Below are 14,094 nucleotides of genomic sequence, written 5' to 3'. Positions count from 1 at the left end.
CTATGGTTGTTTCATCTCGTACTCGGGCGGTGATTCATTTATTAATAAGATCCAACGGGTATATGACGGTTAAAGATATTGCGAATAAATTACAATTGACGGAGCGAACAATTTACAGAGAGATCCCTGATATTACAACCTTTTTAAATCGTCATCATATTAGATTAGAAACCGTTCCGGGGAAAGGGATGAAATTGCTTGGAAAGAGGGAATGGATTGATTCGATGAATACTTCCCTCAATGAATCAACGATTGGCTATGAATATAGCCCGCAAGAAAGACGTGATTTACTGTTAATCGAGTTATTACATCAAAACGATTATATAAAGGCCCAAGCAATGGCGATTAATTTAGAAGTTTCTATACAAACAATTAGAAATGATTTACGTGAAGTAGAGCAGATGGTTAAAGATCTAAACGTGACTTTTAGAAGGAAACGGGGAGAAGGCTTTTTTATAGACGGAAATCCTATTTTAAAAAACCACTATATAACAGGATTAATTTTGAGGAATGTTGAGTTTGATATATTTTTTGATTGGATTTTAAATGATGCCAGTTATCCCAATCAAATGTTTCTTTCGCTTTTAGAAAAGTATCAGTATAAGAAGCCATTAAAAGAGGTTTATCTATTTACCCGTGAACTAATTAAAGATGTTCAAATTAAAAGTACAGACCCACACTTTAAGGAATTTGTGTTTTTGTTAACTAGAATGATTTTATCGAAAGCTAAAGAAAGTGACTACATGCATTTCAATACGTCTATTCCTAAAGACTCTTATTATCATGATATGGTAAATAGATTGGAAAATTTTCTTAAGAAATGCTTTGAAATCAATCTTAATACAAGTGAAAAGAAATATTTAACATGGATGATTGGTATTACATTAGATAAAGACTCACGCCATTATTTTAATGGTTTAGCCGAAGATAATCTTACACAAAAAGTTAGAGAGCTCATTTATGAGGTTGAAAATAAACTAGGTTTTCATTTTAGTGGTGATCATAATTTATTTGAAAGCATTCGAAAACATTTAGATAAGACACTTTTAAGAATTGAACAAGGAATTATTTTATCGAATCCAATGCAGGAGGAAATCGAAACAACATATAAGAGCCTCTATGAAGCTGTTAAAGCGAGTATTGAACAAGTCTTCTCAAGAGAACGATTTCCTTCTTCAGAGATAGGATATCTAACTCTATATTTTATTGTTTCGAAGGATAAAGGCACGGAAAAAATTTTGAACATTTTGGTAGTTTGTTCGAGTGGGATGGGCTCTTCGAAAATGTTAGCTAGTAGGTTAGAAAGAGAGAGCCCGGAAATTTTTATTAAGAAGATCATTCCACTCATTCATCTGCACGAGGAAAATCTAGAGGAATATGATTTAGTTGTTTCCACGATCCCGTTATTTTTACCTGAAAACCAATATATCATGGTATCTCCCTTACTCAATTCAAAAGAAGTGAGTCAAATAAAGGAGAGGATTTTAAAACTGAAAAATGAGAAAAGGCGAAACCAAAGCCAAATGAATATTCGTCAAATAAAACAACGACGAGAAATCACGTTATCTTTAAAAGAAATAAGGGAGATGACGAATTGGGGTATCCATTTACTAGACAACTTTGAAGTGATTTCAGTTTTAAAGAGAGAAGCAAATGTGTTGGAGCTTATTCAGGATGATTTGTTTAAGAGAAAGGTTATTCTTACTGCAAATGAAATTACAGAGGCTATAAAAGATAAGAATCATTATTTTGTCATACCTAATACTAGTCTCGCTTATTTTGAATTTTTTTCAAAGAAACTAAAAAATCCATATTTATCCGTTTTAAGACTGGAGAAAGATGGGGATTACACGTTTGGCTCGAAAAATATTTCCAACATTCGATCGATCATTGCGATGGTATATCCGGCTGATAGTCATGTACTTTTAATTAACCTTTTAAGTGATGTAACGATGATGATGATTGATGATCCAGCTATTGTTCATTCTTTTGAGACAGATAAAAAGGAGAAATTAAAACTTATCATCGAACAAAGAATCAAGGAGCATCTAATTGAAAAAGTATAGAAGGGACTTTATATAATGAAAAGTATTTTTGATGAAAAAAATATCCAAATGAATGCATCTTTTAATAATAAGACAGAGGCGATTAAAGCAGCTGGGGAGATCTTAGTCAACAATGACTATGTTACTGAAGATTATATTTTGGATATGCTGCAACGGGAGGAGATTATGTCTACTTACATGGGCAACCATGTGTCAATTCCCCATGGAGTAAATGAATCACAGAGTAAAATAAAGCGCTCCGGTATTTCTTTTGTGCAAGTTCCCGAAGGTGTGAGTTTTGGAGAGGATAAATTGGCTTATATTATTATCGGAATTGCGGGAAAAGAGAATGAGCATTTAGAAATATTAAGTAATATTGCCCTAGTCTGTTCAGAGTTGGATAATATCGAAATATTAAAAAATGCTGAAACGAAAGAAGAAATTATCGAGTTACTTAAGGGGGCGTTATAGTGGGAAAAGCAATTCATTTTGGGGCTGGAGCAATAGGCAGAGGTTTTATAGGGGATCTACTTTTTGATTCCGGCTATGAAATCATCTTTGTAGATGTTTCTGCGGAACTAATAACTCAAATTAATGAGACACAAACGTACGACCTTTATTATCTAGAGGAAGGATATCGTAAAAAGGTCATTTCAAATGTAAGTGCTTTATCTCCAAGAACGGATGAAAGTAAGGTGATTGAGGCGATTGTTGAAGCTGAAACTTTAACGACTTCAGTATGGGCAGATAATTTAGTTAAAGTCGCACCGTTAATTGCAAAGGGGTTAAAAATCCGTCTGGAAAAAAATAAGAAAAAATTGAATGTGCTCGCTTGTGAGAATGCATTATTTGCCTCAGATATATTAAAAAAGGCCATTTTAGACAGCCAAGTCCCGATTACCTTAGATGAACTGAAGCAAATCGCTTGTTTTCCTAATACTGCCGTAGATCGAATGGTTTTTGAAGTAGAAATAAATGGTGGTAAAGCAGTTGAAATTGGCAATGATTATGAATTGGTCATTGAAAAAAGTAAACTGACAAATCCTTTAAAGGAACCGATCAAAGGGGCCATTTATACGACAAATCTTCAAAAGTACTTAGAAAGAAAATTGTATATTACGAATTGTGCCCATGCAATTGCCGCCTATTTAGGGTATTTGGAAGGATACGAGTTTGTGCAAGAAGCATTTGCAGATAAGAAAATTTACGAGAATGTAGTAGCAGCGGTAAACGAATCTGCTGAAATGCTTTCTGTTAAATATGGATTTTCTTGGGAGGACTTGCAAGCGTACATTACATTCGTTCTCGGTAGGTTTATGACTGATGGTGTTCAAGATCCGATTTCACGTGTAGCACGGTCACCAATTCGGAAGCTTCATCCAAATGATCGGTTAGTTGGACCAGCCTTGGCATGCGAAGAATTTAATATAAATAATCAAGCTTTGTGTAAAGGAATTGCTGCTGCCTTTCTTTTTGATTATCCAAATGATAAACAAGCAATAGAATTACAACATTATATAGCAACGGAAGGAATGGAGCAGGCTCTTGTTTATTATACGAATATAGATCCAAGCTCTAATCTCTTCACTTCTATTCTAGCGATGTGTGATGAACTGCAATCAATCAAAAATAAGTAAAATGGAGATGATGTTATGAAACTACAATTAGCTTTAGATGAGTTAACATTAGTCGATTCTCTTTTATTAGTCGAGAAGGTGAAAGACTACATAGATATTATTGAAATAGGGACCCCACTTGTTATGAGAGAAGGAATGAGAGCCGTTCGGGAAATGAAAAGGTATTTTCCGAATAAGGAAATATTGGCTGATCTGAAAATTATGGATGGAGGATACTTCGAGGCGAAAATGGCTTTTGAAGCTGGAGCCGATTATGCAACGGTACTAGGTGTAACGGATATTTTAACAGCAAAAGCGAGTATTGAAGCAGCTTATAAGCACGGAAAGCAAATCGTGGTCGATATGATTTGTATCCAAGATTTACCTAGTAAAATACGAGAAATGGAGGAAATAAAAGCTCATTATGTAGCAGTCCATACAGGTGCCGATCAGCAAGCGGCAGGAAGACAACCGCTTGACGATTTGAAATTGATGAAAAAGCATGTAAAAGAGGCGAAGATTGCTGTTGCTGGCGGAATAAACCGACATACGGTCGATTTATATGTCGCCCACCAACCAGATGTGATTATCGTTGGATCAGGCATCACAAATGCAGAAGATCCCGTAGCTGAGGCAATGGCAATAAAAAATGCAATGGTAAAGGGAGGTAAAAATGGTGAGCCAAAGAAATCACTTATTAACGATTATTCAAGAGCTTGAAGAAGATGCAAAAGAAGTAAATCAGGATCAGCTCGATGCTTTAGTAGAAGCAATTATTAAAGCAAAGAGAATATTCGTAGCAGGTGCTGGCCGTTCTGGTTTTGTTGCTCGAGCATTTTCAAATCGATTAATGCATCTAGGTTTTATCGTTTTCTTTGTTGGAGAGCCAACGACCCCGTCAATCCAAAAGGGAGATTTGTTAATAATTGGATCCGGTTCAGGTGAAACAAAGAGCTTAGTAACGATGGCTGAAACAGCTTTTACAAAGGGAGTTGACCTAGCAACAGTCACTATTTTTCCAGAGCATACGATTGGACGTTTAGCTTCGACGATCATTAAACTTCCGGGTGTTACAGCAAAATCGGACAATAAAACGGATAAAATCGCTTCTGTTCAACCACTAGGCTCTTCTTTTGAACAACTAACCTGGCTCGTATATGACAGTATTATTCTAGAGCTTCAGATCAGAACTGGACAAACAAATGAGCAAATGTTTGCAAGACATGCAAATTTAGAATAGGTGTCTTTAAAAGGAGGTGGATCGCCGCCTCCTTTTTGGAGCATGAAGTTAAGAAGGGAGTTTTTCTATGATAAAATCTGTCATTTTTGACTTCGATGGATTAATTTTAGATACGGAAACTGCTATTATTAAAGCATACGAAGAATTCTATAATGAGCATCAATTAATTTTTCCAATAAAGGAATGGGGAAAGAATATTGGCGGCGCGATGGTATTTGACCCTTATGAAACATTGTTAACTCACTATCCAACTGAAAATAAAAAGAATCTTGAAAGTCAATTTAATAAAAGATATCAACTGTTATTGGAGGGGACAGTGCCGCGAGAAGGAGTGATCGATTATTTAAAACGGGCGAGAGAAATAGGCCTGCGCACAGCAGTCGCATCTAGCTCTTCTAAAGACTGGATTGAAACTCATATGAAACGATTGGGAATAAGAGATTATTTTGACTTTATTTGCACGGCAGACGATGTAAGTAAAATTAAACCAGATCCGGAGCTTTATCAGACGGTCCTCGATTATTTTAACATTCATCCAAACGAGGCAGTTGTTTTCGAGGATTCTCCAAACGGCTCTTTAGCAGCGATTAAAGCGGGAATTCCATGTGTAATCGTACCAAACGAAGCTACCAAAATTTTAACCTTTGATGAGAGAGTACTCTTTAAAATGAAGTCAAAAAATGATATGACATTAGATGAAGTGATTAAAAGAGTAGTGAATTTTTATAATAAGTAATACATTATACCATTGGGGAAAAAGGGGGAAACGATTTGGAGAATTTTACGTACAGTCAACCAACAAATATTATTTTTGGAAAGAATACGCATGTAAATATTGGAGAGGAAGTAAAAAAGTATAGTAATAATATTTTGCTTCATTATGGAGGAGGGAGTATTAAAAATAATGGAGTTTATGATGCGATTATTTCATCGCTGAAAAAAGAAGGTATTAAATATCAGGAGTTATCGGATGTAAAGCCTAATCCTAGACTAACACTTGTCCGGCAGGGAATAGAAATATGTAAAACGCACGATATTGATTTTATTCTTGCTGTTGGCGGTGGTAGCGTAATTGATTCCGCAAAGGCCATTGGTGTAGGAATGCGATATAAAGGTGACGTATGGGATTTTTATACAAAAAAGGCCCTGCCTAAAGAAACATTGCCGATAGGTGTTGTATTAACTATTGCGGCGGCAGGCAGTGAGGCGAGTGGAAGCTCAGTCATAACGAATGAAGATGGTTGGTATAAGCGTCCTTTGGATACTGACGTCATTAAACCAGCTTTTGCTATTTTAAATCCAGAACTTACGTATACGTTGCCTAAATTCCAAACAATGTGTGGGGTGGCAGATATTATGTCACATGTAATGGAACGCTACTTTACGAATGTGGAACATACCGATTTAACTGATCGTTTGTGTGAAGCGACCTTAAAGACAGTTATTGATCAAGCGCGTATCGTACTAGAAGAACCAGAGAATTATGATGCAAGAGCAGAAATTATGTGGGCCGGAACACTTGCTCATAATGGGCTGTTAGATACGGGCCGAGTAGGCGATTGGGGAACACATATGATTGAGCACGAAGTAAGCGGCATATATGATGTAGCACATGGAGCAGGCTTGGCTGCCATCTTTCCAGGCTGGATGAGATATGTATACAAAGAAAATCCTGAGCGGTTTGTTCAATTTTCCACTAGAGTATGGGATGTTGAACACTCATTCGGAGACGAAGAATCGATCATATTAGAAGGAATTAGCCGATATGAAAATTTTCTAAAAGAAATTGCTTTACCGACCAAGCTAAGCGAACTAAACATTTCAAATGAAAAATTTGAAGAAATGGCAGAAAAATGTGTGAAGTACGGACCGATAGGAAACTTTAAGAAGCTTAATCAGGATGATGTATTCCGGATATTGGAGTTGTGTTTGTAAAGGAGTGTATGTCACTCCTTTATTTTTTTGTGATAAATAAAAAACAAGATTGGAATGAGGAGAGTGCTGCTATTTTTCCCTGAGATAAATTTTGTAGAAAAAGTAGAATATGGATTGGTTTCCTTAAATTATGAATTTTTGCAATTTTCCCTATTGAAAAACGAAAGTTAGTGTAGTATATTTTAATTAATTACGAATGAAACGTTTCACTCTATTAAAAACTGATTATTTTTAATAATTAACAACATATCTCGAGATATGTTGTGTAAGGGGGAAGGTTTTGAAATAATGAAACGTTTCATTATGAGGTGATTTGTTATTAATTCAACAATGAAAGATGTTGCAAAAGCGGCTGGAGTTTCATTAGGAACTGTATCAAAAGTTGTGAATAGGTCGGGATACGTTAGTCCGGAAATTAAAGAAAGAGTATTACTAGCCATTTCTTTATTGAATTATAAGCCGAATGGGATAGCTAGAAGTCTAAAGAACGCAAAAACTAATCTTATTGGGGTGGTATTGCCTAATCTAGAAGATATTTACCTTTTGAGAATTTTAAAATCAATTGAAAGTATTACAGCAAGAATGGGTTATAAAATCATTTACTGTTCCACTAATAATGAGATTAGTAGAGAGATAAAGCTACTCCAATGGCTTATTGAGAAACGGGTGGATGGTATTTTACTATATCCTTCTAGTGAGGAGCTTACTGATGTAGAAATACCATCTTCGATCCCTATTGTTTTATTGGAAAGGAGTCTGAAGCAATATCAAATTACAACGGTTATGCATGAAAATGTAGATATTTGTAGAAAGCTTATTGAACCGCTGGTTTTTAAGGGAAACCAAAACTTTATATTTTTACACGGTCCTCAAAGTGATTCGATTGAATTATCACGTATTAAAGGGTTTAAAAAGACAATTGAACATTTTGGACTTAATAAAGCCAATCAAATATTCGTAGAAATAGATATTAGAAACGGATGTAATGACTTAGCTAGTTATATTAAGGAGCAATTACATAGAGCAGAAATGGCAGAATGTATCATTGCTTCGAATCCTGTTTTATTAGCGGAAGCTGTTAAAATTTTAAGTAAATGGGACAAGAATATGGAGGTATCTGGCTTTGGGGAAGTAGATCCCTATGGTTTATTATCACCTAAACTACGGACAGCAATAGAGCAACCAGATGAATTAGTAAGTGTAGCGTTAGATGTGTTATTTGACAAAATTATCGATCAAACAAAAATAACAAGTAAATACTTTTACATAACATTAAAAATTAATGAGTAAAGTGTTTCTTTTTAAAGGAGGTGAAGGATGAAAGATTAAAAGGTAACTTTCTAATAAAATTGAAAATGAGGGGATTAAAATGAGGAAAAGCTTAATATTAATGGTAGTTTTGGCTGTTCTATTTTTAGTGGCATGTAATTCTGAAGAGGGAGCAACTGGGGAAACCAAAACAGATAATGGAAATGATAAAGATAAGGTGAAAATTGGTTTATCTAATTCAACACAAGATATAGATTTTTTTGTAGCGTTAAAGCAAGGAGTGGAACAAGGTGCTGAGCAGCAAGGTTTTGAACTGATTAGTGTAAACGCTAACAATGATAGTGCTAAACAAATTTCGGATATTGAAGATCTTGTACAACAGGGAGTCGATGCTATATTAGTGAATCCACAAGATGCTGAAGCAATTGTTCCAGCAATTGAGGTAGCTAATGCTGCTGATATACCAGTAGTTGCGATCGACCGCGGTGCAACTGCCGGAGAACTGCTAGCATTTTTAGAAACAGATAATGTGGAGATGGGAATGAAAGCAGCTGACTATATAGCGGAGCAGTTAAAAGAACGCTACGGTGATTATACAGGGAATGTTGTTGAACTTCAAGGTTTACAAGGTTCTACAGCCGCAAGAGACCGGGGAGAAGGCTTTAATAAACAAATGGAAGAAAAGTATCCGAATATAAAAATAATAGCAAGACAGCCAGCTGATTTTAATCAAGAAAAAGCGCTTAATGTAATGACAAATATTTTACAGGCAAATAGTGATATTGATGCGGTTTTTGGACACAACGATGACAATGCAGTCGGTGCAGCTAATGCAATAGAACAAGCAGGTAGATTTAAACCGCTTGATGATGATAAGCATATTTTTGTTATCGGTATTGATGGAAACCGCCAAGCGATTCAAGGTATTGAGAATGGGTCCATTGATGCAACAATTTCACAAGTACCAATTAAGATGGGCGAGATGGCAGTAGAGTATGTAAAAGAATATTTGGCGGGAAATAGTGTGGAAGAACATACATTTACACGAAATTTCTTAGTTACAAAGGACAACGTTGAAACAGAAGATTTATGGGCTAAGGAGTTAAAATAATTGAATGAAAGAGAGGGGATTTACTCCCCTTTTTATATAAATAAGGGGGATGGAATGTTTGAAAAAAACTTTACTGTCTATGAAAAATATTTCTAAAGGCTTCCCCGGAGTACAGGCGTTAGAATCGGTAAATTTTACTATAAATACTGGCGAGGTACTTGGGTTATTAGGTGAGAATGGGGCAGGAAAGTCTACATTAATGAAAATTCTCAGCGGGGTGTACACCCCTGACCAAGGAGAAATTTATCTAGAAGGAAATAAAGTTCTGTTAATTAATACGAAGGAAGCGCAAAAATTTGGTATCAGCATTATTCATCAAGAATTGAATCTATTACCTTTCTTATCTGTCGCTGAAAATATTTATATTCATTCTTTGCCTAGAAATGGGATCAACTTAAATAGAAAAAAGCTATATAGAGATACAAAGGAATTACTCGATGAATTAGGATTTCATATTGATCCTAACGCAATTGTAGGAGAAATGACAGTAGCGAGCCAACAATTAGTAGAAATAGCAAAAGCATTATCTTTTAATTCGAAGATCCTCGTAATGGACGAACCTACGTCAGCGATTACTGAACAAGAAGCGAAAAAATTATTTGATATTATTAGAGCCTTAAAGAAAAAGGGAATTGCCATAGTTTATATTTCCCATCGTATGGAAGAAATTTATGAAATTTGTGATCGTGTACTTGTTTTACGCGACGGAAAAAATGCTGGAGAAGGACTGACAAGTGAATTAACAACGGATGAAATTGTAAAGATGCTAGTTGGAAGAGCAATGACTAGTATTTATCCGGAAAGAAACTACATAAATAAACAAAAGGAAGTAGCATTAGAAGTTAAAAAATTAACGATAAAGGGAGTGATCGATAACGCCTCCTTTAAACTGTATAAAGGAGAAATACTTGGCTTCTCTGGTCTTATGGGTGCCGGAAGAACAGAATTAATGGAGGGGTTATTTGGCTTTAGAAAAAAGGACTGGGGCGAAACTTATATTAATGGAAAGAAAGTTTCTATAAAATCTACTAGGGATTCGATTCGATTAAAAATAGGATTTGTTCCAGAAGATCGCAGACAACAAGGAATGATAGGGGATTTTTCTGTTGCTGAAAATATAAGTATAGTAGTTTTAAAAAATATTCTAGGATCTTTTAAGAATATTAAATTTGTAAAAGAAAAGATGATTGCTGATCGCTACATTTCTAAACTAGAGATAAAAACCCCTTCTTCGAAGGCTAAGCTATCAAACTTGAGTGGTGGCAATCAACAAAAAGCTATCATTGCCAAATGGTTGGAGACTAAGCCCGAAATTTTAATTCTTGATGAACCTACGAGAGGAATTGACATAAGAGCTAAGCAAGAAATATATAAAATTATGAATGAAATTACACGAATGGGTACATCAATTATCATGATTTCTTCAGAGTTACCCGAGGTTCTAGGGATTAGTGATCGTGTTGTAGTAATGGCAAGAGGGAAAATAACTGGTGAATATAAGAAAGAGGAAGTTACTGCTGAGAAAATAATGAAATTGGCAACGAAAGGGGTGTAAGGAATTGGAAGTCAGGAAATCAATAACCCATGACTTAGATAATACGAATCCTCAATCAGGAATCAATAATGAAAATAAACAAAACATTGCCTTAGAATTATTATTTAAAAATAAAGTATTATTAGCTCTTCTTTTAATTTGTTGTATTTTATCAGTTACATCGGGACAATTTTTATCACTAAATAACTTTACTAATATTCTACTCCAGAGTGCAATCATGGGAGTCGTGGCAATAGGTATGACATTTGTCATCATTACCTCGGGGATTGATCTAGGAGTGGGTGCTGTTTTAGGACTAACCAGTGTTATTGCTGCAGGTATGGTTAGCGGTGGGGTACCCATATTTGTTGTATTAATAGCTACCATATTTATTGGTGCGGTTTGTGGCTTAATTAATGGCTTTTTCATCACACGATTTAATATGGCACCATTTATTGTAACACTCGCTATGATGGCTGCTGCCAGATCCGTCGCGATGGTATATACCGATGCAAAGACCATTTCTATTTATGATAACGCCTTTTTTAAATATTTAAGATCCGGAGAAATTATAGGGATACCAATAATGATATTGATACCAGTTACAATATTTCTCATTTCTCATTATATCCTGCGGTATACCATTTTTGGAAGACATGTTTACGCAATTGGAAATAATAAAAAGTCAGCAGAGCTTTCTGGAATTAATGTTAAACGAATTGAATTATCGGTTTATATCATTGCAGGTTTTCTATCTGGGATCGCTGGCATACTTATGACTGCTCGTTTAGGTTCTGGGACCCCATTAGCGGGATCAAATCTTGAGTTAATGGCTATTGCTGCCGTTGTTATTGGCGGGTCTAGTTTGATGGGAGGACGAGGAACAGTTTACGGAACGATGGTGGGAGTACTCTTAATCAATGTGATCAATACTGGTATGAATTTAATGAATATTTCTTCACATTATCAAGGTCTTATGATGGGACTTGTAATTCTGTTAGCGGCTTTAATTGATTCATATGGTAATAAAAAATAAAAATTATTTATAGGGGGATTTGTAATGCCGGAAATTAAACATGCAATGAAGAAGATTATTAATGATCCAGAAAGAGTCGTTGATGAAATGTTAGAAGGTCTGCTGTTAGCTCATCCTGATAAATTAAAAAGTATTAGAACTGATAATCGTTCACTAGTTCGTGTGGATTCACCGGTTCAAAATAAGGTCGGTATTGTCACGGGTGGTGGTTCTGGGCATCTTCCATTGTTTTTAGGATATGTCGGTAGTGGAATGTTAGATGGAGTTGCTGTTGGAGATATTTTCCAATCACCGAGTTCACAACAAATGCTTGATGTAATTCGTGCGGTTAACAGTGGAGCAGGGGTACTAGCACTTTATGGAAACTATGGTGGAGACGTTATGAACTTTGATATGGCTACTGAACTAGCAGACATGGAGAATATTAGGGTGGAAAGCGTTGTTGCAACCGACGATATAGCCTCCATGCCAAAAGGCGGTGAAGATAAACGGCGTGGAGTAGCAGGTATGTTCTTTATGTATAAATTAGCCGCCGCTATGTCAGAAACGGGCGCTGGTTTAGATGAGGTAAAGCGAATCGCCGAGAAAGCGAATGCCTCTGTTAGAACAATGGGGGTGGCATTATCTCCATGTACACTTCCGGAGGTAGGAAGACCGACATTTAACATTAATGAAGGTGAAATGGAAATTGGTATGGGGATTCATGGGGAACCAGGAGTTAAAAAGGGGAAATTAGAATCAGCTGATAGCATTGCAGAGACATTAGTGAATTCTATTCTTGAAGATATGCCAATATCGAAAGGAAGTAAAGTTTCGGTATTAATTAATGGATTGGGGGCTACACCTCTTGAAGAATTATATATTGTTTATAGAAAGGTTCATAATATTCTAGAAGCAGAAGGGATTCATATACATAAACGTTACATTGGAGAGTATGCAACTTCGTTAGAGATGGTAGGCCTATCCGTTTCAATTTTAAAGTTAGATGATGAGCTTGAGGAATTGATAGATGCACCGTTTAGTACACCATTTTTTCAACAGATATAATAGGAGGATTACTTGTGATAAATACACTTACAGCCAATGAAATAAATGATATATTTACTAGAATCAGTGAAATTATGGATCAGAATAGAGATTATCTGTGCCAACTTGATGGCGCCTTAGGAGATGGCGATCTTGGGTTAACGATGTCTAAAGGATTTAAGGGAATCAAAAAACATTTAGATACTACAAATGAGAAGGATATTGGCGTTCTTTTAATGCAAAGTGGATTAGAAATGGCCAATAATGCTGCCTCTACTATGGGAACGTTAATAGCTACTGCATTGATGCGTGCGGGAAAAATTTCACAAGGAAAAACAGAATTTAATTTGGAATCTCTCGCCAGTGCTTTTAATGCTATGGTGGATGGCATTAAAGATCGAGGGAAAGCGCAAATAGGGGATAAAACGATTTTAGATTCTATCGGACCTGCTGCGGTAGCTATGCAAGAAGCTGTTAATAATGGTGATTCATTGAAAGATGCAATTATCAATGCTTCAAAAGCTGCTTCAAAAGGTATGACTGACACAATTTATATGCAATCTAAACATGGCAGGGCAGGACGCTATTTAGAAAAATCAATTGGTCATCAAGACCCGGGAGCGACAGTAGGCGCCCTTTTTCTTCGGGGATTTGAGGAATATATTAATAGCAGGGTAAATAAATGATCGTGAATGACTAAGAGATCATTTGTAATATGACAAGTGTTTTTTCTCTTTAACGTTGAACAAGTGAGAAACTTTCAGGTTGGAAATGTATGAAATACTTTTAGAAATTAAATAAAGTTTAAGTGATAAGAGTATTATAAAAGTTAGTGAACACCGACTTTTATGATACTCATTTTTTTATTGGACCAACGTAGTTGCAAATTTTTCTAATACTATTGGAGACATTAACAGATAACTATGGTGCGGATCTCGTCTTATCAACGAAAGAACAGAAAATTATTGTCCAAGCGAAACGTTATAAGCGAAAAGTGGGAATAAAAGCAGTGCAAGAAGTAGCTTCAGCTAAAAATCATTACAAAGCAGATGAGTGTTGGGTGATAACGAATAATTATTTTACTGAACCAGCCAGAAAATTGGCTCACTCCAACGAGGTTAAATTGATTGATCGAAAGCAGTTGATGAATTGGATGCTGGAGATGAGTAGGGGAGCGTAGCTAAAAGGATTGGATGTTGATGTATGGCCATATAGCAATAGGATACTTTTTTATACATACATTACTCCTTACTTGGTGAACCAAAAATTCACAAAGTAATTC

General features: G+C 35.7%; 14 protein-coding genes. All 14 read left to right on the top strand.

The features are described 5' to 3' along the window. The first annotated feature begins 2 nt into the window (after nucleotides 1-2). Nucleotides 3-2,066: a BglG family transcription antiterminator gene (locus tag KHA95_RS00920; protein WP_213135600.1), complete on the top strand. Its 2,064-nt coding sequence runs from the start codon at nucleotides 3-5 to the stop codon at nucleotides 2,064-2,066. Nucleotides 2,067-2,081: 15 nt separating this feature from the next. Beyond that, nucleotides 2,082-2,516: a PTS mannitol transporter subunit IIA gene (locus KHA95_RS00915; protein WP_213135599.1), complete on the top strand. Its 435-nt coding sequence runs from the start codon at nucleotides 2,082-2,084 to the stop codon at nucleotides 2,514-2,516. Beyond that, a complete protein-coding gene (locus KHA95_RS22770; RefSeq protein ID WP_213135598.1) occupies nucleotides 2,516-3,682 on the top strand; it encodes a mannitol-1-phosphate 5-dehydrogenase in 1,167 nt (388 codons plus the stop codon). Before KHA95_RS00915 ends, KHA95_RS22770 begins: the two co-directional genes overlap by 1 nt. 15 nt (nucleotides 3,683-3,697) lie before the next feature. Continuing rightward, a complete protein-coding gene (gene hxlA / locus KHA95_RS00905) occupies nucleotides 3,698-4,381 on the top strand; it encodes a 3-hexulose-6-phosphate synthase (protein ID WP_213135597.1) in 684 nt (227 codons plus the stop codon). Next, nucleotides 4,338-4,901 carry a 6-phospho-3-hexuloisomerase gene (gene hxlB / locus KHA95_RS00900; protein ID WP_349305414.1) on the top strand — a complete coding sequence of 188 codons (564 nt, stop codon included), beginning with the start codon at nucleotides 4,338-4,340 and terminating at the stop codon, nucleotides 4,899-4,901. Before hxlA ends, hxlB begins: the two co-directional genes overlap by 44 nt. A 67-nt stretch (nucleotides 4,902-4,968) precedes the next feature. Beyond that, on the top strand, nucleotides 4,969-5,637 hold the full coding sequence (locus KHA95_RS00895) for an HAD family hydrolase (RefSeq protein WP_213135595.1): 669 nt from the start codon (nucleotides 4,969-4,971) through the stop codon (nucleotides 5,635-5,637). Between the two features lie 35 nt (nucleotides 5,638-5,672). Then, nucleotides 5,673-6,836: an iron-containing alcohol dehydrogenase gene (locus KHA95_RS00890; RefSeq protein ID WP_213135594.1), complete on the top strand. Its 1,164-nt coding sequence runs from the start codon at nucleotides 5,673-5,675 to the stop codon at nucleotides 6,834-6,836. Nucleotides 6,837-7,166: 330 nt separating this feature from the next. Continuing rightward, on the top strand, nucleotides 7,167-8,126 hold the full coding sequence (locus KHA95_RS00885; protein ID WP_213135593.1) for a LacI family DNA-binding transcriptional regulator: 960 nt from the start codon (nucleotides 7,167-7,169) through the stop codon (nucleotides 8,124-8,126). A 79-nt stretch (nucleotides 8,127-8,205) separates the two neighbouring features. Further along, entirely contained in the window at nucleotides 8,206-9,216 is a 1,011-nt protein-coding gene (locus KHA95_RS00880; protein WP_213135592.1) for a substrate-binding domain-containing protein, read from the top strand. Between the two features lie 58 nt (nucleotides 9,217-9,274). Then, the gene (locus KHA95_RS00875) at nucleotides 9,275-10,771 is read left to right on the top strand and encodes a sugar ABC transporter ATP-binding protein (protein WP_249316423.1); all 1,497 of its coding nucleotides are present in this window, start codon (nucleotides 9,275-9,277) and stop codon (nucleotides 10,769-10,771) included. Nucleotides 10,772-10,775: 4 nt separating this feature from the next. After that, nucleotides 10,776-11,786: an ABC transporter permease gene (locus KHA95_RS00870; protein WP_249316421.1), complete on the top strand. Its 1,011-nt coding sequence runs from the start codon at nucleotides 10,776-10,778 to the stop codon at nucleotides 11,784-11,786. Between the two features lie 45 nt (nucleotides 11,787-11,831). Next, a complete protein-coding gene (locus KHA95_RS00865; RefSeq protein WP_213136107.1) occupies nucleotides 11,832-12,833 on the top strand; it encodes a dihydroxyacetone kinase subunit DhaK in 1,002 nt (333 codons plus the stop codon). Nucleotides 12,834-12,847: 14 nt separating this feature from the next. Further along, nucleotides 12,848-13,498, top strand: a complete 651-nt coding sequence (dhaL, locus tag KHA95_RS00860; RefSeq protein ID WP_213135590.1) for a dihydroxyacetone kinase subunit DhaL — start codon at nucleotides 12,848-12,850, stop codon at nucleotides 13,496-13,498. A 194-nt stretch (nucleotides 13,499-13,692) separates the two neighbouring features. Then, on the top strand, nucleotides 13,693-13,992 hold the full coding sequence (locus KHA95_RS00855) for a restriction endonuclease (protein ID WP_213135589.1): 300 nt from the start codon (nucleotides 13,693-13,695) through the stop codon (nucleotides 13,990-13,992). Nucleotides 13,993-14,094 lie beyond the last annotated feature (102 nt).

The sequence above is a fragment of the Bacillus sp. FJAT-50079 genome, assembly GCF_018343515.1.
Classification (GTDB): domain Bacteria; phylum Bacillota; class Bacilli; order Bacillales; family Bacillaceae_C; genus Lederbergia.
This window is presented reverse-complemented; position numbering and strand designations above follow the sequence as displayed.